Here is a 17,487-nt window from a genome sequence, read left to right on the forward strand (position 1 = left end):
CAAATCAAAAGGAAACGCCGCCCTCGCCCACCAGCTTCTCCAGCGCCCAGATCAGGACGAAGTCGATCAGCACGATCAGCACGGCAAACGAGAACACGGTAGGGTCGAGCGATGACACGGTGCGGCTGTACATCCAGATCGGCACGGTCATGACGTCGATGGTGTAGAGGAAATAGGTCACGGTGAATTCGTTGAACGAGACGATGAACGCCAGCAGCATGCCGGCCAGAATCCCCGATTTCATCAACGGCACCACCACATCGACAATTGCGCGCAACGGCGAAGCGCCAAGCATCCGCGCCGCTTCCTCGACTTCGCTGCCGATGGAAAGCATCGCTGCGGTGCAGTTCTTCACCACAAACGGCAGCGCCAGAATCACGTGGGCAATCACCAGCCGCGAGGTGGTCATGTGGAACGGCAGGCTGTCGAACACCAGCAGCAAGGCCAGGCCCAACACCACCATCGGGAACACCAGCGGCAGCGACATCAGTTGCAGCGCCACGGTCTTGCCACGGAATTCGCAGCGGGTCAGCGCATACGCGGCGGGTACGGCAATCAGCGTGGCGAAAACCATCGTCAGGCACGACACCAACAGGCTGGTGGCCATGGCCTGACCGAGACTGAGCACGTCGCTGGCGTCCGGCGAAACAAAGGTGTGCCAGGCCGCTTTGTACCATTGCAGGCTGTAGCTGCTCGGTGGGAAGTCGAGGTTCGACGCACCGCTGAACGACATGACGATCATGGTCAGGATCGGCAACACCGCCAGCAGCAGAATGAAGCCGGAGAGGATGCCGGCGAATTTGCCGGTTTCGCCGGGCAGCAGCGCCATGCGCTTCTTGGTCAGGGCACTCATTGCGAAGCCTCCAGCAGACGCCGACGACGGCCAGTGATGTATTCAGAGAGAGTCATGATCGCCAGCGTGGTGACGATCAGCACCACCCCGGCTGCCGACGCGGCAGGCCAGTTCATCAGCGGCGCGATCTGGTCATGCACCATCACCGCCAGCATCGGCACGCGACGGCCTCCGAGCAGCAACGGCACCACGAAGCTGCTGGCGTTGTAGGCGAACACCAACGTTGCACCGGTGATGATCCCCGGCAAACTCATCGGCAGAACCACTTGGCGGAACACTTGAAAACGGCTGGCACCGAGGGTCGCAGCCGCTTCCTCATAGGTGCGGGCGACGCCGCGCATGGCGCTGGCAATCGGCAACACCGCGAGTGGAAACGCTGTTTGCACCAGGCCCATCAGGACGCCGTTCTGGTTGTACAGCAACATGATCGGGCGCTTGATCAGGCCGAGGCCCATCAGCGCCTGATTGAGCATGCCGCCGGGACCGAGAATCACCAGCCAGCCGTAGCTTTGCAGCAGCAGATTGACCAGCAACGGCAGCAGCACCGCTGCGAGGAAAATCCGCCGCAGAAACGGCGAGGTCAGCCGCGACATGGTGTACGCCACCGGGATCGCCAGCACCACGGCAATCACCGCGCTGATCAGCGCCAGACGCAAGGTCAGCAGCAAGGATTTCAGGTAGTACGGTTCGAGCAACTGGGCATAACTGGCCAGGCTGAAACCGCTCCACTCCGCGCCTTTGGTGCCGACGCTCATGCGCAGCACCAGCAGGCTGGCGGCGATCAGCACGCCGAGAAACAGCATCGACGGCGTGAGGAAAAGCCACGCCCGTGCAGTCGGAGAAACGCCGCGCGCCGGGCGCACGGCAGCGGCGCCGACCGCTTGGGTCAGGGATTGATGTTCCATAGCAATGATCTCGTCAATGGAAAACGAATCTGCCAGACACCTATGTCCTCTGTGGGAGCGAGCCTGCTCGCGAAGGCGCTGTGTCAGTCACATCAATACCGACTGTGCTGACGCATTCGCGAGCAGGCTCGCTCCCACAAGGGTTCTATGGTGTCTGGGCGGACGGCTCAGGAAGAAAAAATTTCCGTATAGCGACGAATCCATTGGTCGTGCACGGTGGCCAGAAAGGCGTTGTCGTGCATGATCGCCTTCTCGGCAATCTGCTCCGGCGTCAGAATGAACGGGCTCTTGCGCGCTTCGGCGGAGATGATCGCCTTGGCGTTGACCGGGCCGTTGAAGATGTCCTCGGCCATCTTGCCCTGCACCAGCGGGTCGAGGGAGTGGTCGATGAAGGCGTAGGCCAGGTCGGTGTCGCCCGGCCGATTCTTCGGCATCACCGAGAGCATCAGGTCGGTGTAGAACCCTTCCTTCATGCCGAACGTAGCGCCGAGGCCGTAGTTCGGATCGCGAATCTGCTTGGGGAAAAATGCCGGGGCATAGAGGCCGCCCATGTCCAGCGAACCGGTGCGGAACAGCTCGGCAATCTGGTTCGGGTTTTCGCCCAACGTCACCACGCGATCCTTGAGTTCGGCGAGCTTCTTGAAGCCCGGCTCAATGTTGTGTTCGTCACCGCCAGCCAGTTTCGCGGCGATGATGATCAGGTCCATCGCCTCGGTCCAGTTCGGCGGTGGCAGGAAAATATTCGGCGCCAGATCGGCATCCCACAACGCGGCATAACTGCTCGGCGCCTCTTTCTGGGTGCGAGTGCTGTAGACCAGACTGTTGCACCACAACAGGTAACCGATGCCGTGCCCGTTGGCGCCGGTACGGTATTTTTCCGGGACGTCGACCAGGTTGGGAATGCGGTTGAGGTCGGGTTTTTCCAGCAGCCCGGCGGCCGCCAGACCTTCGGCGCCGACGCCTGCCAACGTGATGATGTCGTACTGCGGACGATCACCGCCGGCCTTGAGTTTGGCGACCATTTCCGAAGTGCTGCCGGTGCGGTCGGCGATGACCTTGGCGCCAGTCTTGGCTTCGAACGTGGCGGCGATGTTGCGCAGTGCCGCGAGGCCGGTGTCATCCGACCAGGTCAGCAAACGCAGGGTCTTGCCGGCGAAGCGGGTGTCGCTGGCGCTCGCCCGGATGAAGGGCATGCTCAGGGCAGCCGCCGCCACCGAGGCGACGCCGACGGTTTTAATGAATTGACGCCTGTTCAGATCGTGCTCGCCCATGACGGACTCCCTTTGTTCTTTTAAGTATGAGGTTGGTCGCAACCGTTGCATCCGCGCGGCCGGATCCGCTGCAGGCCTTGTTTTCAAAGGCCTGCGGCGCTGCCGACGGGTTCATCCTGAGGTCGTGCAAAACAGCTGACTATCGATAAAAACTCATTGAAGCCATGACGCCGACGCATGCCTCGTTGCGAGGCATGCGCTGACCTTTTTCGGGCGTTCAGAGCGCCCGGATCACGTGTTTGATTTCCTGAAACGCGGCCAGGCCCCACGGCCCCAATTCGCGGCCGATGCTGCTCTGCTTGTAACCGCCCCACGCCGCCTGCGGGAAGATCACTTGCGGCGCGTTGAGCCACACCAGCCCCGCCTGCAGGGCGTTGGCGACCCGCTCGGCGGTCTCGGCGTTACGCGTCACCACACTGGCGACCAGGCCGAACTGGCTGTCGTTGGCCAAGGCAATTGCCTCGGCTTCGCTGCTGAAACGGCGCACGCACAGCACCGGGCCGAAAATCTCTTCGCACCACAGCGCACTGTCGAGGGGCACGTCGGTGAACACCGTCGGCTGCAAAAAATAACCGCGTGGCAGATCTGCCGGACGATTACCGCCGCACACCAGCTTCGCGCCAGCGCTCAGCCCCCGGTCGATGTGACCAAGCACGCGCTGGTATTGCGCCTGATTGACCAGTGCGCCCATCTCCACGTCCGGGTCGAACGGATCCGCCACGCGAATCGCTTGCGCACGCTTGTGCAAACGTTCAAGGAATTCATCCGCCAATTCATCGGCAACCAACACACGGCTGGTGGCCGAGCACATCTGCCCGGCATTGAAGAAACCGCCACCGCAAGCCAGCTCGACCGCTAATTGCAGATCAGCATCTTCGAGCACCAGCAGCGAAGATTTGCCGCCCAGTTCCAGGCTCACGCCCTTCACCGTTTCGGCGGCACGCTGCATCACCTGGACACCGACGGCGTTGCTGCCAGTGAAAGAAATCTTGGCGATGCGCGGATCCGCCGACAGTGGTGCACCGACCGCCAGACCGGTACCGCAGACGACGTTGAACACGCCGTTGGGCAGGCCGGCTTCAGCGATGATCGCCGCCAGTTCCAGCTCCGGCAGCGGCGTGACTTCCGACGGTTTCAGCACCACGCAGCACCCGGCGGCGAGGGCCGGCGCAAGTTTCCACGCGGTGGTGACCATGGGGAAATTCCACGGCACGATCAGCCCGACCACGCCGCACGGCTCGCGCCGCAAGCGTGCGCTGAAATCATCGCTGGGCAGCGGCACGTTGCTGTCCTGTCTGGCGTCGAGGCCTTCAGCGAGTTCGGCGTAGTACTCGAAGGTGGCGATCACATCGTCGACGTCGATGGCCGCTTCGAACTGCGGTTTGCCGTTGTTGCTCGATTGCAGTTTCATCAAGTGATCGCGACCGTTGCGCACGCCATTGGCGATGTTGCGCAGAATCGCGCCGCGCTCGGCACCGCTGGTTTGCGACCAGTCCTTGAATGCTTCAGTCGCAGCGCTCACGGCCTGGCTCACCGCGTGCTCGTCACCACCATTGACAGTGGTCAGCAACGCCTCAGTGGCCGGGTTGATCACGCGCAGATGTTCGCGGCCGGCCGACCATTGGCCGTTGATGTAGAGGCCGTCGAGTGTGGTTGGAAAATTGATCACTTGGCCACCGCCTGCATCCACTGGTTCTGGTCGATTTCGATTACGCTCGGGCCTTGGCGATCGGTCGCGGCACGCAGTGCACTGCGCAGTTGTTCCACTGAGTTGATCGCTTCGGCGGCGCAGCCGAGGGCCTTGGCCACGCCAATGAAGTCCGGGGTGTAGATGTCGACGCCGACCGGTTCGATGGCGCGGTTGACCATGTATTTCTTGATCTCTTCGTAGCCCTGGTTATTCCACAGCAGGACGATCACCGGGGTGCGCGCTTCGACGGCGCTGGCCAGTTCCGGCAGGGTGAACTGCAGACCACCGTCGCCGATCAGGCACACCACCGGTGGCCGTGCACCTTTATCGGGTTGTCCACCGAGCCATGCGCCAATCGCTGCCGGCAACGCATAGCCGAGGGTGCCGTAGCCGGTCGATGAGTTGAACCAGCGACGCGGACGCTCCGGGTTGAAGGTCAGGTTGCCGGTGTACACCGGTTGCGTGGAGTCGCCGACGAACACCGCGTCGGGCAATTCGTGCAGCACGGTTTCGAGGAAACGGGTTTGCGCCAGCGTCGCTGCATCCCAGGTCACGGCCAGATCATCACGCAGACGCGCCGCGCGCACCTGGCCCCAATCGTTGCGGCGCTCGGCCAACGCTTTGTGCGACAAGGCGCTGAGCAATGCCTGCGCGGCATTGCGCGAATCGGCAACCAGGGCGACGTGTGGCGGATAGTTACGCACGGTCTGATCGGCGTCGATGTCGATGCGCAGCAGCTTGCCGGGAATCTCGAAACCACCGGCGAAGGTCACGTCGTAATCGGTTTCGGCCAGTTCGGTGCCGATCGCCAGCACCACATCGGCATCCGCGACCAATTCGCGGGTGGCGACCAGGCTTTGTGTCGAGCCGATCAGCAGCGGATGCGTCGACGGCAACAGACCTTTGGCGTTGATGGTCAGCGCTACAGGTGCGTCGAGCAGTTCAGCCAGTTCGGTAAGCTCTGCTGCGGCATCGATCGCACCGCCACCGGCGAGAATCAACGGACGTTGGGCACCGGCCAGCAACGCGCTCATACGACTCACGGCAGCGGGCGCGGCACCGGCGCGGTCGATGTTGACCGGGACACTGGCGAGCAACTCATCGGCCTCTTCCACCAACACGTCCAGCGGAATTTCGATGTGCACCGGACGCGGACGCCCGGCCTGGAACAAGGCGAATGCGCGAGCGAGCACGCCGGGCAATTCCGACGCCGACATCAGGGTGTGAGAGAACGCTGCGACGCCAGCGACCAGTGCGCTCTGGTTCGGCAACTCGTGCAGCTTGCCGCGCCCGCCGCCCAACTGGTTGCGGCTCTGTACGCTGGAGATCACCAGCATCGGGATCGAGTCGGCGTAAGCCTGGCCCATGGCGGTGGAGATGTTGGTCATGCCCGGGCCGGTAATGATGAAGCACACACCCGGTTTGCCGCTGGTGCGCGCATAACCGTCGGCCATGAAACCGGCGCCCTGTTCATGCCGTGGGGTGACGTGGTTGATGCTCGAACGGGCCAGCCCGCGATACAGCTCAACGGTGTGCACGCCGGGAATGCCGAACACCTGCTCGACCCCATAACCTTCGAGTAACTTGACCAGTACTTCGCCACACGTCGCCATGTCATTGCCCTTCTTGTTCGTTTGAGACACAAGGCCCATGCAGGCCTTCAATGGGCTCATTGAACGGTCGGCAGGTAGCGGCAACAATCGATTAAAAGTCATACTAGCCATGTCCTTACGTCATACCTTGGATCCCCATGAAACGACTGCCTCCCCTGCCCGCCCTGCACACGTTTCTGATCACCGCGCAGTGCTGCAACTTCACCCGGGCCGCCGAGCAATTGCACATCACACAAGGCGCGGTGAGCCGGCAGATCGCCGGGCTGGAAGATCATCTGGGGTATGAACTGTTCATCCGTCTGGCCCGTGGCCTGGAGTTGACGGCCGAAGGCCGGGAGTGGTTGCCACGGGTGGAGAAGGTCTTCGGTCTGATCACTGAGGCCACCGAGCAGATCGGTCTCAAGCGCGAAACCCTGCAACTCAAGGCGCCCAGTTGTGTGATGCGCTGGCTGGTGCCGCGCCTGCTGCAATGGCAAAAGGAACGCCCGGATGTGCCGGTCAAACTGACCACGACGTTGGCCCATGGCGTGGATTTTCAGCGCGAGCAGTTCGACGCGGCGGTGATCTATGGAGCGCCGCCGGACAACTCCTCGACCGCGCTGCATCTGTTCGATGAACAACTGACCCCGGTTTGCTCACCGGCACTTTTGAAAGGCCCACCGGAACTGTCTGACCCGGCTGATCTGCAACAGCATCTGTTGCTGCATCCGACCCGCGACACTCAGGACTGGAAGGTCTGGCTGACGGCGGCCGAACTGCAGTTGAATAACGTCAACATGGGCCAGCATTTCGAAACGCTGGATCAGGCGATGTCGATGGCGTCGCATGGGACGGGGGTGGCGATTGGCGACTGGTCGTTGATCGGCGACGACTTGCGTGCCGGACGGCTGGTGATGCCGTTTGAATTGAAGGTGAGGACGGGGTTGGCGTATTACGTGGTGGTGCCTGCGGGAACCGAGCCTTCGCCGCAGCTGGAAGAATTGATGATCTGGCTGGTGGAGCAGGCGCATTTGCGGTGAGGCTATTTCCCCTCACCCTAACCCTCTCCCAGGGGGAGAGGGGACTGATTGGGGGATATTGACGAGGTTCAGCGACCTGAACAATTGGCTTTGAATCCATAATCGACTGGATTTTTTCAGGTCGATGTACAGCGCCAGACACCTCGGTCGGCTCCCTCTCCCTCGGGAGAGGGCTGGGGTGAGGGGCAAGGATTCACTCAGTACCCGACAGTAAACCGCTGACGCGAATGCTTCGGCGTTTCCACTTCGTCGATCAGCGCAATCGCGTAATCGGCAAAGGTGATCCAGCTACGCCCTTCAGCGCTCACCAGCAAGTGATCCTGGCCGACACGGAAACTACCCGTACGCTCACCTTCAACAAACTCCGCCGACGGCGACAGGAAGGTCCAGTCCAGCTCCTGCTCCTGACGCAACGCCTCAAGAAACGCCGCACCCGCACTGGCTTCAGTTTTGTACTCGGCCGGAAACCCCGCACTGTCGATCACTCGCGTGTCGTCCGGCAGCAACAACGAACCGGCACCGCCCACTACCAGCAAACGCTGAACGCCTGCCTGCTTCACCGGCCCGACAATCGCCGCCGCAGGCACGGTGGCAAAATGCGCGGCGGTGATCACCACATCATGACCGGCCACGGCGTCCTGCAACGCGGCCGAATCCAGCACATCGACTTTCTTGCTGACCACACCGCTACGGGCGCCGATCTTCGAGGTGTCGCGGGCAATAGCGGTAACGCTATGGCCGCGACGCAGGGCTTCTTCCAGCAGTTGGCTACCGGCTCGGCCGGTGGCACCAATGATTGCGATCTTGCTCATGACATTCTCCAGTTGGCTTGAGAGTGCTGCGTTTTCAGAATCGGCTTACCACTGCATTTCGCCCTTGGCGACTTTCGCGCTCAACTCCAGCGAACTTTCTTCGCCGAGTGTCGGGTAGCGCTTTTTCATCGCGGCGATCAGTGCGGCGGAATCTTTGGCCTTGGCGGTTTCCGCGTCGAAAGCCTTAATGTAGTCGGCGGTGAATTTCACGCTGGCCAGCGAGCGGCGGCTGTCACCCAGGTAGTGACCCGGCACCACGGTGTTCGGTTTGAGGGTTTCGATCGAGTGCAACGTTTCCAGCCAGTCGGCGTGGGATTGCGCGCTCTGGGTATCGGCCATCCATACGTGGATGTTTTCGGCGACAACCACACCACCGACCACGGCTTTGAGCGACGGGATCCACACAAAACTGCGATCCGGTTGTTTGCCGTCGAGGCCGATGACCTGCAATTTCTGCCCTTCGAGCATCAGGCTGTCACCCTTGAGCACGCCCGGCACGATGGTTTTCGCCGGCACGTCGGCGCCCATTTTCGGGCCCCAGAAGGCCAGTTTGCCGGCGACGGTTTTGTTGATGTGATCAACCGTCGGCTGCGAGGCCAATACCTTGGCCTCCGGGAATGCCTTGGTCAGGGTATCAAGGCCGAAGTAATAATCCGGGTCGCCATGGCTGATGTAGATGGTGGTCAGGTGCTTGCCGCTGGCGCGGATCTTTTCCACGACTTGCTCGGCCTGGGATTTGCCGAATTGCGCATCAACGAGGATCGCGTCTTTCTCACCGCTGACCAGCACCGAGGTCACCGGAAAAATCGCGTTTGTCCCTGGGTTGTAGACATCCAGGGTCAGATTGGCAGCCGCTGCATGCGCGGCGAAACCCAGGGAAGCAGTGGCGAGCAGAACGCGTTTGAGTGTGGTGAAGCCGATCATCTGTTGCTCCGGTGTCCGAATGCCGTATTTGGCGATGGAACAGAGCTTAGTTGCCTGACTCAGTACAAAAAATGCGATGCTTGAGCATAGTTTGTTTCTGAAAGCGGGCAAATCATGGATCGTCTCCAAGCAATGCGGGTGTTTGTCACCGTGGTGGACCTGGGCAGCCAGTCGGCAGCGGCCGATCATCTGGACCTTTCGCGGCCGGTGGTTTCACGTTATCTGGCAGAGCTGGAGGACTGGGTCGGCGCACGCCTGATGCACCGCACCACGCGCAAGTTGAGCCTGACCGCCGCCGGCAGTGAGATTCTGCCGCGCTGCCGGCAGATGCTGGAGTTGTCGAGCGACATGCAGGCCGCCGTCAGCGAACCCCACGATGCCCCGCGCGGGCTATTGCGGATCAGCGTCAGCACTTCGTTCGGCCAGGCCCAACTGGCGGATGCGATGGCCGCCTACGTCAAACGCTACCCAGGTGTGAGCATCGATCTGCAAATGCTCGATCGCACGGTGAATCTGGTCGATGAGCGCATCGACCTGGCGATTCGCACCAGTAACGATCTCGACCCCAACCTGATCGCCCGACGCCTGACCGTTTGTCGTTCGGTAGTCTGCGCCGCGCCCGCTTATCTGCAGGAGCAAGCGGCGCCATTACGGGTCGAGGATCTGAGCAGACACAATTGCCTGACGCACTCGTATTTCGGCAAAAGCCTGTGGCATTTCGAGGAGGATGGCGAACCGGTTTCAGTGCCGGTGCAGGGCAATATCAGCGCCAACGAGGCCAGCACGTTATTGCGCGCGACACTGGCTGGCGCGGGGGTGGCGATGCTGCCGACCTATCAGGCCGGGGTGCATATTCACAGCGGCGAACTGGTCCGCCTGCTGCCCCATGCCGAGCCGCGACAGATGAACATCTACGCGGTGTACGCCTCACGCAAACACATGCCGGCGGCGCTGCGCAGCATGCTGGATTTTCTGGTAGAGCGCTTTCCTGAGCATCCGCAATGGGACGTTGATCTGTAAACCGATCCAATGTGCTGAATGGCCGGTTAAATCCTCAAGCACACTCGCTGGCAACTCCCCAGCGCTGACCTATGCTGAAAGTAATACCGCAAGGTATGTCGTTCAGAGGTCTACGCCATGAACATCAAAACAAGAAGGTACATCGCGATTTTCATCACCTGCGCCGCCACCCTGGCACTGTACGGCACCGCTGCCTGGCGGGTCGAACAGCTGCGACAACTGCCGCGCGAGTATGCGAGCTGCAACTTCGAGCGCTGCATTCCGCACAATGCCACTCTGAACGCATTGCGCTGAGGTAATTGAGCTGGAATGCGCCCCTGTGGGAGCGAGCTTGCTCGCGAATGCAGTGTGTCAATCACCATTACTGGCGGCTGATACACCGCTTCGCGAGCAAGCTCGCTCCCACAGTGTTTAGTGTGGTTATGAAATTATTGTTCGGCTTTCAATCGGTCGCGGAAGGCTTTTGGCGATATCCCCACCCGGCGCCGAAACAGGCGCGTGAAGTTGGTCGGATCGGAAAACCCCAACAACTCCGACATCTCGTAAATCGTCATGCTGGTGTAGGTCAGCAAGCGCTTGGCTTCCAGCAACTGACGCTCGTGCATGATCTGCAACGCCGGTTGCCCCGCCAGTTCACGGCAAGTGCCGTTAAGGTGCGATACCGAAATCCCCAGCCGATGCGCCAGGTCTTCAACCTTCACATGCTGGCGATAAGTTTCCTCGACCAATTGAATAAAGCCATTGAGGTATTCGCGCTGACGTTGCGGCCGCTGACTGGCTTTGTGCCGCACGATCGCCTGCCGGCTGACCCAGACCATGATCACGCTGACCAGCGAATGCATGAGCATTTCCCGCGCCGGTTGATGACCGTTGTATTCGGCCTGCAATGCCGAGAACAGGCTGTTGAGGTAATCACCGTCGGTGCCTGCCGGGTAGTTTTCTGCACTGGCCAGTGCGTGCACCGAATCGCCCAGTTGCGCCTGCAAGTGATTGATCAGCGGTGTGGCGAGGGTAACGATGAACCCTTCGACGTCTTCGGAAAAGCGAAAGCCGTGCACCGATAACGGTGGCAGCACTTGAATCGCCGGGGTTTGGAGTTGCGTGCGCTGCCCTTCGATCTCAAGCTCTGCCTGACCTTTGAAGACGAAGAGCAACTGGCACAAATCAGCATGGCGGTGGGGTTTGATTTCCCACTCATGTTCGCGACTGCGGGAGGAAATGGTTTCACAGTGCAGCAAGTCAGGGGTCGGCCAGTCCAGGCTTTCACCGTAGAGCTTGAACACTGGAATCGAAGGCAGCTCAGGCTTGTTCATCACTTCAATCCAGGCCTCGGGGTTGTGGGCGATAATCGCACCGATTGGCAGAATGTACAGGTATCAGCTCAGTTTTCACCTTCAATTGACAGACCCGCAAGGGAAAAATGCAAGCACTCGATCCATAAAAAATATTCACCGGCGCTTGTCGCGTGAAGCTTGCGAGCCATAAAAACAATGAAAACGCTGAAAACCCAAGTCGCCATTATCGGCGCCGGTCCGTCCGGATTGCTCCTCGGCCAGTTGCTGCACAACGCTGGTATCGACACCCTCATCCTTGAACGCCAGACACCTGATTACGTGCTCGGACGCATTCGCGCCGGGGTACTTGAACAGGGCATGGTAGAGCTGTTGCGTCAGGCTGGCGTGAGTCAGCGCATGGACGCCGAAGGTCTGGTGCATGGCGGTTTCGATCTGGCCCTGGACGGACGTCAGGTGCACATCGATCTGCACGCGCTGACCGGTGGCAAGAGCGTGATGATCTACGGCCAGACCGAAGTCACCCGCGACCTGATGGCCGCTCGTCGGGAGGCTGGTGCGCCGACCATTTACCAGGCGAGGGATGTCGTTCCTCACGGCATGAAAAGCGACGAGGCATTTGTCACCTTCGAAAAGGACGGCGAAACCTTTCGCGTCGATTGCGATTACATCGCCGGTTGCGATGGTTTCCACGGGGTCGCGCGGCAGTCGATTCCGGCCGATAGCCTGAAGATCTTCGAGCGGGTTTATCCGTTTGGCTGGCTGGGGATTCTGGCCGACACGCCGCCGGTGCATGAGGAGTTGGTCTACGCCCGCCATGAACGTGGCTTCGCTCTGTGCAGCATGCGTTCGGCCACCCGCACCCGCTATTACCTGCAAGTGCCGGCGGATGAAAATGTCGATGACTGGAGCGATCAGCGCTTTTGGGATGAATTGAAAAATCGTCTGCCGGTGGAGCTTGCCGAGAAGCTGGTCACTGGCCCATCGATTGAAAAGAGCATCGCGCCGCTGCGCAGTTTTGTCGTCGAGCCGATGCAGTACGGACGGATGTTTCTCGTCGGCGACGCGGCGCATATCGTCCCGCCCACTGGCGCCAAGGGTTTGAATCTGGCCGCCAGCGACGTCAGTACGCTGTTCAATATTCTGTTGAAGGTTTATCGCGACGAGCGCACCGATCTGCTGGAGAAATACTCGGAAATCTGCCTGCGCCGCGTGTGGAAAGCCGAGCGCTTTTCCTGGTGGATGACCTCGATGCTGCATCGCTTCGATGACCACGATGCGTTCAGCCAGCGCATCAGCGCCTCGGAACTGGACTACTTTGTCAGTTCAGAAGCAGGGCGAAAAACCATTGCAGAAAATTACGTCGGACTTCCTTATGAGGCTATCGAATAGCCTGCTACCGACTTACACTGGCGAGCATCCCCGCTCGCCTGATGATCTGCGGGACTCTCACTGCCCGCAGGTTTTGCCCGTGACCAATCTCAATCACCCCGAAACGCCCAAACCGGCCATTCGCAGCGTGCTGGTCGCGCTGATGATGGCGATCTTTCTCGGCGCGCTGGACCAAACCATTGTCGCCGTGTCGATGCCGGCCATTTCTGCGCAGTTCAAGGACGTCAGCCTGCTGGCCTGGGTGATTTCCGGGTACATGGTCGCGATGACGGTGGCCGTGCCGATCTACGGCAAGCTCGGCGACTTGTACGGGCGGCGCAAATTGATGCTGTTCGGCATGGGCCTGTTCACCCTCGCCTCACTCTTTTGCGGCATGGCGCAGAGCATGGAGCAACTGGTGCTGGCGCGGATCCTTCAGGGCATCGGCGCCGGCGGGATGATCTCGGTAAGTCAGGCAATCATCGGTGACATCGTGCCGCCGCGTGAACGCGGGCGTTATCAGGGTTACTTCAGCAGCATGTACGCGGTGGCCAGTGTCGCCGGCCCGGTACTCGGTGGTTACATGACCGAGTACCTGTCGTGGCGCTGGGTATTTCTGATCAACCTGCCGCTGGGCCTCGGTGCCTGGTGGGTGGCGCGGCGCAATCTGCGTGGCCTGCCGATTCCCCAGCGCAAACCGGTCATCGATTACCTCGGCACGCTGCTGATGATCATCGGCCTCACTGCCCTGCTGCTGGGCATCACTCAGGTTGGCCAGGGTCATTCGTGGCGCAGCAGTGAAGTGCTCGGGCTGTTTGCATGTGCGGTGGTGGTGTTGGCGCTGTTTGTCTGGCACGAACGCCGGGCGCGGGAGCCGTTGCTGCCGATGCACCTGTTCGCCAATCGCAACGCGCTGCTGTGCTGGTGCACGATTTTCTTCACCAGTTTCCAGGCGATTTCGTTGATCGTGCTGATGCCGCTGCGCTTTCAGAGTGTCACTGGGGCAGGGGCCGACAGTGCCGCGTTGCACTTGCTGCCGCTGGCGATGGGGCTGCCGATTGGTGCGTTTTTCGCCGGGCGTCGCACGTCGATTACCGGACGCTACAAACCGCAGATTCTGACCGGTGCGATGCTGATGCCGGTTGCGATCTTCGGTATGGCGTTCAGCCCACCCGAGGCGACGCTGGTCAGTGGTCTGTTCATGTTGCTCTGTGGTATCTCCAGCGGCATGCAATTCCCGACTTCGCTGGTCGGCACGCAAAACTCGGTAGAGCAACGCGACATCGGCGTAGCGACCAGCACCACCAACCTGTTTCGCTCCCTCGGCGGCGCAGTGGGCGTGGCGTTGATGTCGGCGCTGTTGCTGGCGTTGTTACAGGACTCCAGCTTCGCCCATCTGGCAAGCAGTTCACTGATGAGCGAAGGGCATTCGGGCAACGTCCTGCTCGATGGTCTGAACGCCGCGCCGGGGGATGCGCAGAACGCCTTGCGTGCGGAATTGCTGGTCACGTTCCGGCATTTGCTGTGGGTAAGTGCGGCGGTGTCGTTGCTGGGATTGGCGGCAGCGATTGCGATGCCGAACAACCTGCTGCGCGGACGCGAGCACGGCGCCAAATAACTTTCTCCCGTTGATCGTTCCCACGCTCTGCGTGGGAATGCCTCAACGGACGCTCTGCGTTCGGCTTTGGATGGGACGCAGAGCGTCCCGGGCTGCATTCCCACGCGGAGCGTGGGAACGATCAGTACAAGAGCGGCATTTCGTTCAGGGGCTGTAGTAACCGACGGCTACAAGGAAATGTCCGGCCTTCTTCAGGTAGGCATGTTTGTCCTCAACCTTGCCGGTCACCGGGTTCTTCCAGCGGTATTCATACTCACCGTCATCCTGCTTGCCGATCAGCGCCAGAATCGGCTCGCCCACCGGTTTGCCATCCGGATCCTTGATCTTGCCGAAGTCGGTGTTGATCAAGCGCAGGTTGGTGCCGTGGGCAACGTAGCGCTGGGTGTTCAGATCAACCACAAACACATACAAGTCGTCCTGCAAGTAGCCACCCTTGAGTGAGTTGATCGCCGTCAGCGTGGCCTTCTCGTCTTTGCCCAAATCAGTCGCCGCTTTATCGAGCAACGCCTTGGCCTGCTCGGCCGAGGCTCGCGGCAAGTAGTAACCCACCGCCAGAATCCGCTGACCGATGCGCTGGTAATACACATGCTTGCGCTCGACCTTGCCGTCCGACCAGTTCTGCCAACGGTATTCGGCCTGCTGGATGCCGTTGCCTTCCGGCACTTTCAACGCGTCCTTGAAGGTTTTCTGCAAATCCGGGCCGAGCACTTCACTGACGTCACGACCGATCAACGCTGATGAAGGCCCGCCGCTGGCGAGCATCACGCCTTTGGTGTCGACCACGAACACGTAGCGATCCTTGTCGACGAACTCGCCCTGCCGGCTGAACGCGGCGAACGCCTTGTCGCCATTGTCGTGGTAATAGGCCAGGGCTTTTTCCAGCAAGGCGATGGCGGCCTGACTGTCATCCTTGGCGGTCGTGGCGGCGCTGGCCTGGCCGAAACCGGCCAGTAACATCACGCTGAGCCAGGCCACTTTATGCAAAAACCCCATAGCGCATCCCTCGTTCTTGTTGGTGTTTCAAGAGCGTAGACGGCTTGGGCTGATGTATGGATATTCAGAGGGTTTCTGAACGTTTCGCGGCTTAAGTGGTGAGGCAAGCCTCACCACTGTTGAGCAAGTCTTACGGGCGGGAATTGATCTGCTGCTGCAGGTTCTGAATCTGCGCCTGAAGGGTATTGATGTTGCGGGTCATCTGCCCGCGGAAAGCGTCGAACTCGGCGGTATTGCCGCCGCCTTGCGGGGCTGCCGGGCGGTTGTCCTGCTCGCTTTTGAGGACGACGATTTCCTGTTCGAGGCGATCAATCGCCGCACTCGGGTTGCCCTGCTTCTTCAACGCCGCGATATCGGCACCGAGGCTTTTGAACTGCGCGTCAAAGGCCTTCAACTGAGCGTCGACCTTGCTGGTGTCGGCCGGCGTGCTTTTCACCGTCGCCAGTTCCGCAGTCAAGGCTTTGACCTGCGCCTGCAACTGGGTATTGGCGTTCTGCTGTTCAGTGGTCTGCGCGGTCATCTGTGCCAGTCGTTTGTCCAGATCACTGGCCTGCCCCGCGACGCCTTGCTGCTGTTTGCTCTGATCGAGCAGCTTGCCTTCGAGCTGTTTGATCTGCAGCTTGAGGGCTTCGCTGTCGCTGGTGACGTTGGACTGGCTGGCCACGACCTTGCCGGAAATGTCCTGCAAGCGCCCCGCCGCTTCTTCACTGATGCGCGCGAAGCTTTCCTGAGTCGCAACCAGTTGCTGCTCCATCAACGAGATTTGCTGGAAACTCCACCAGGCCAGACCGACGAAGGCGAAAAACAGTGCGCCGACCAACGCCCACAACGGGCCGGTGCTGGCCGCCTTGACCTTGACCACGGGCGGCGTGCGCGAATGCACGGAGGTGCGAGCGGTGGTCGGAATGTCATCGTCGTCGAAGGTGTCGGCACGCAGGCTCGGGACATCATCGAAATCGTCGTGGGCATCATTACGCATGGACATTGAGGCAACCTTTGTGAAACGCGGTGATGGCTAAATGCTGCGAAGTATAACCGCCGCAGCCGCAGGGATTGACCCCCAAGCGGCTACACGGTTCATTGCCGCCCGGCCGAATCGTTTCAACGGATGTCCTGAGCTTTCCACCAGCCGCAGAACTCATCCAGCGCCGACCACAGGCTGACTTTCGGATCGTAGTCGAGATAATGCCGGGCGCGGCTGATGTCGAGGGTGAAATTTTTTTTCATTACCTGCATGCCGAGCCGCGACAGGGTTGGCTCCGGACGCCCGGGCCAGAGCTTGCATGCACCTTCGTTGAGCGCCGCGACGCTGTAGGCCAGACCATACGATCGGTACTTGGTGACCTGTGGCACTTCCATCTTGCGCATCACGTAATTGACCACATCCCACAACGGTACCGGCACACCGTTGCTGATGTTGTAGGCCTTGCCCAGCGCGGAACCGGCGGCCAGCAAACTGCTGAGCATCGCTTCGTTGAGGTTCTGCACGCTGGTGAAATCGACTTTGTTCAGGCCATTGCCGATGATCGCCAGGCGGCCCTTGCGCTGCATATTAAGCAGGCGCGGGAAGATGCTCATATCACCGGCGCCGGTGACGAAACGCGGGCGCAGGGCAATGGTTTCCAGGCCGAACTCCTGCGCACCGAAAACCTTTTGCTCAGCCAGATATTTGGTCGCGGCGTAGTGATGCTTGAAGCGCTTGGGTACTTGCTCTTCCGTCAGGTTGAAATGATCGCGGCCATCGAAATAGATCGATGGCGACGACAGATGCACCAAACGGCGGACGCGCTGTTTCAGACAGGCTTCGACAACGTTTTCGGTGACCTGCACGTTGCCTTGATGAAAGTCCTGATAGCGGCCCCACAGCCCGACGGCGCCCGCGCAATGCACCACGGCTTCAACATCGGAACACAGCTCGCGGACCAGATCGGGATCGGTCAGGTCGCCGGGGACAAACTCGGCGCCACGGCGCACCAGATGTTCGACGCTCTCGGCCCGGCGACCGTTGACCCGCACGTCCAGGCCCTGCTCCAGGGCGAAACGCGCAAAGCGTCCGCCAATGAAGCCGCTTGCGCCGGTGACCAGAATTTTCATGTAAAGCTCCGA

Annotated in this window: 16 protein-coding genes; 5 read left to right on the forward strand and 11 right to left on the reverse strand. The window is 60.6% G+C overall.

Annotation, left to right across the window (positions count from 1 at the left end; genetic code table 11):
* Positions 1 to 4: 4 nt before the first annotated feature.
* The 5 genes from AB4O01_RS13750 to AB4O01_RS13770 all read right to left on the reverse strand — a co-directional run bounded on the left by AB4O01_RS13750 (position 5) and on the right by AB4O01_RS13770 (position 6,332).
* Positions 5 to 853, reverse strand: a complete 849-nt coding sequence (locus AB4O01_RS13750; protein ID WP_460092076.1) for an ABC transporter permease — start codon at positions 851 to 853, stop codon at positions 5 to 7.
* On the reverse strand, positions 850 to 1,758 hold the full coding sequence (locus AB4O01_RS13755; protein WP_186622821.1) for an ABC transporter permease: 909 nt from the start codon (positions 1,756 to 1,758) through the stop codon (positions 850 to 852). Before AB4O01_RS13755 ends, AB4O01_RS13750 begins: the two co-directional genes overlap by 4 nt.
* A 167-nt stretch (positions 1,759 to 1,925) precedes the next feature.
* A complete protein-coding gene (locus tag AB4O01_RS13760) occupies positions 1,926 to 3,029 on the reverse strand; it encodes an ABC transporter substrate-binding protein (RefSeq protein ID WP_093430534.1) in 1,104 nt (367 codons plus the stop codon).
* Positions 3,030 to 3,246: 217 nt separating this feature from the next.
* Positions 3,247 to 4,695, reverse strand: a complete 1,449-nt coding sequence (locus AB4O01_RS13765; RefSeq protein ID WP_427119045.1) for an aldehyde dehydrogenase family protein — start codon at positions 4,693 to 4,695, stop codon at positions 3,247 to 3,249.
* Positions 4,695 to 6,332, reverse strand: coding sequence for a 5-guanidino-2-oxopentanoate decarboxylase (locus AB4O01_RS13770; protein WP_460092269.1), 1,638 nt, complete (start codon positions 6,330 to 6,332; stop codon positions 4,695 to 4,697). Before AB4O01_RS13770 ends, AB4O01_RS13765 begins: the two co-directional genes overlap by 1 nt.
* Before the next feature lie 137 nt (positions 6,333 to 6,469).
* On the opposite strand from AB4O01_RS13770, the gene AB4O01_RS13775 reads away from it, so the two are divergent.
* A complete protein-coding gene (locus AB4O01_RS13775) occupies positions 6,470 to 7,351 on the forward strand; it encodes a LysR substrate-binding domain-containing protein (RefSeq protein WP_116255101.1) in 882 nt (293 codons plus the stop codon).
* Positions 7,352 to 7,548: 197 nt separating this feature from the next.
* Here AB4O01_RS13775 and AB4O01_RS13780 read toward each other — a convergent pair whose 3' ends face one another.
* The gene (locus AB4O01_RS13780; protein ID WP_093430538.1) at positions 7,549 to 8,163 is read right to left on the reverse strand and encodes an NAD(P)-dependent oxidoreductase; all 615 of its coding nucleotides are present in this window, start codon (positions 8,161 to 8,163) and stop codon (positions 7,549 to 7,551) included.
* Positions 8,164 to 8,208: 45 nt separating this feature from the next.
* Positions 8,209 to 9,087, reverse strand: coding sequence for an MBL fold metallo-hydrolase (locus AB4O01_RS13785; RefSeq protein ID WP_220556922.1), 879 nt, complete (start codon positions 9,085 to 9,087; stop codon positions 8,209 to 8,211).
* 114 nt (positions 9,088 to 9,201) lie between these two features.
* On the opposite strand from AB4O01_RS13785, the gene AB4O01_RS13790 reads away from it, so the two are divergent.
* Together AB4O01_RS13790 and AB4O01_RS13795 are read left to right on the forward strand one after the other, a co-directional pair.
* Positions 9,202 to 10,107 carry a LysR family transcriptional regulator gene (locus tag AB4O01_RS13790; RefSeq protein WP_460092078.1) on the forward strand — a complete coding sequence of 302 codons (906 nt, stop codon included), beginning with the start codon at positions 9,202 to 9,204 and terminating at the stop codon, positions 10,105 to 10,107.
* 117 nt (positions 10,108 to 10,224) lie between these two features.
* Positions 10,225 to 10,401, forward strand: a complete 177-nt coding sequence (locus AB4O01_RS13795; protein ID WP_460092079.1) for a hypothetical protein — start codon at positions 10,225 to 10,227, stop codon at positions 10,399 to 10,401.
* 134 nt (positions 10,402 to 10,535) lie between these two features.
* Here AB4O01_RS13795 and AB4O01_RS13800 read toward each other — a convergent pair whose 3' ends face one another.
* On the reverse strand, positions 10,536 to 11,420 hold the full coding sequence (locus AB4O01_RS13800) for a helix-turn-helix domain-containing protein (protein ID WP_093430541.1): 885 nt from the start codon (positions 11,418 to 11,420) through the stop codon (positions 10,536 to 10,538).
* Positions 11,421 to 11,597: 177 nt separating this feature from the next.
* Between AB4O01_RS13800 and pobA the strand changes: the two genes are divergently transcribed.
* Positions 11,598 to 12,791: a 4-hydroxybenzoate 3-monooxygenase gene (gene pobA, locus AB4O01_RS13805; protein WP_460092081.1), complete on the forward strand. Its 1,194-nt coding sequence runs from the start codon at positions 11,598 to 11,600 to the stop codon at positions 12,789 to 12,791.
* Positions 12,792 to 12,870: 79 nt separating this feature from the next.
* A complete protein-coding gene (locus AB4O01_RS13810; protein WP_320336417.1) occupies positions 12,871 to 14,388 on the forward strand; it encodes an MDR family MFS transporter in 1,518 nt (505 codons plus the stop codon).
* A gap of 144 nt (positions 14,389 to 14,532) precedes the next feature.
* Here the strand turns inward: AB4O01_RS13810 and AB4O01_RS13815 are convergent, their stop codons facing one another.
* The 3 genes from AB4O01_RS13815 to AB4O01_RS13825 form a co-directional block, all read right to left on the reverse strand.
* Entirely contained in the window at positions 14,533 to 15,381 is an 849-nt protein-coding gene (locus AB4O01_RS13815; protein ID WP_099757038.1) for a cache domain-containing protein, read from the reverse strand.
* A gap of 130 nt (positions 15,382 to 15,511) precedes the next feature.
* A complete protein-coding gene (locus AB4O01_RS13820; RefSeq protein WP_093430545.1) occupies positions 15,512 to 16,366 on the reverse strand; it encodes an ATPase in 855 nt (284 codons plus the stop codon).
* A gap of 116 nt (positions 16,367 to 16,482) precedes the next feature.
* On the reverse strand, positions 16,483 to 17,475 hold the full coding sequence (locus AB4O01_RS13825; protein ID WP_093430546.1) for an NAD-dependent epimerase/dehydratase family protein: 993 nt from the start codon (positions 17,473 to 17,475) through the stop codon (positions 16,483 to 16,485).
* Between the last annotated feature and the right edge of the window lie 12 nt (positions 17,476 to 17,487).

The organism is Pseudomonas sp. S2_E02 (genome assembly GCF_054668355.1).